General features: G+C 64.4%; 2 protein-coding genes. One reads left to right on the forward strand and one right to left on the reverse strand.

The genetic code is table 11. The features are described from left to right. On the reverse strand, positions 1-108 hold a 108-nt coding region (locus GSE44_RS25085), incomplete at its 3' end, for a GDP-mannose 4,6-dehydratase (protein WP_159351540.1). A gap of 499 nt (positions 109-607) precedes the next feature. Between GSE44_RS25085 and GSE44_RS25090 the strand changes: the two genes are divergently transcribed. Beyond that, positions 608-829 (forward strand): transposase (locus tag GSE44_RS25090; RefSeq protein ID WP_159351541.1); only part of this gene is annotated, 222 nt, incomplete at its 3' end.

Here is an 829-nt window from a genome sequence, read left to right on the forward strand (position 1 = left end):
GGAGGAGCGTCGGAGCAGCCCGAAGACCTCGTAGCCCTTCTCGAGCAGCAGTTGCGACAGGTAGGCCCCGTCCTGTCCGGTCACCCCGGTGATGAGCGCGCGCGGCATCAGATCCAGTTTCGCTGGTAATAGGCCGGCAGCCTTTAGCGACCTTGGGCACTATAAACAACATCATAAAACGGATTCAGGACAAGCGCGTCCAAGGCATCCGAAAGGAATGGCAGGGTGTCATCGGCCCTTTTCGACCTAGTGGGTCGCTTGCCTCGGATTGCGCCATTCCGGCGAGCGGGCTGCGCGGTGATAGCGGCCGCTGGATATGAGCAACCGAACCGCCGAGGGCATGTGCACCGCCGTGTTGGTTTCGCCGCTGCTCTCGGCGCTTTCCATTCAAGATGAAAGGCACGGGGTGCCGGTTCCAGGCCTGCGCGGTCTGCTGGTACCAAGTGCCGATCTCGGCCGGGCCCTGCGGTTGCTTGGGTCCAGCAGGCTAACGCCGTAAACAGCGACGAAGGCGCCAGCGCCGTAAGCGAAGCCTGACGGCCCTTCTTCCGGCGCGGGTGATGGATGTGCTGGGTGTGCTCGTGGCGGAGGGCTTCGAGCTATCGTTATGGACGACGTTACTGACGACGCGAAGGCTGGCGGTTTCCGCCGGATCGAGGTTCTGACGGGCCCTGCCCGTCGGCGGAGATGGTCGGAGGACACCAAGGCGCGGATCGTCGAGGAAACGTTAGCGCCGGGTGCGGTGGTGGCGGAGGTGGCCCGCCATTGGCAGGTCTGCCCGCAGCAGGTGTTTGGCTGGCGGCGCGAGAGGCGGCTTAGCCAGTCTGCT

The sequence above is a fragment of the Muricoccus harenae genome (assembly GCF_009848505.1).
Taxonomy (GTDB): domain Bacteria; phylum Pseudomonadota; class Alphaproteobacteria; order Acetobacterales; family Acetobacteraceae; genus Roseomonas; species Roseomonas harenae.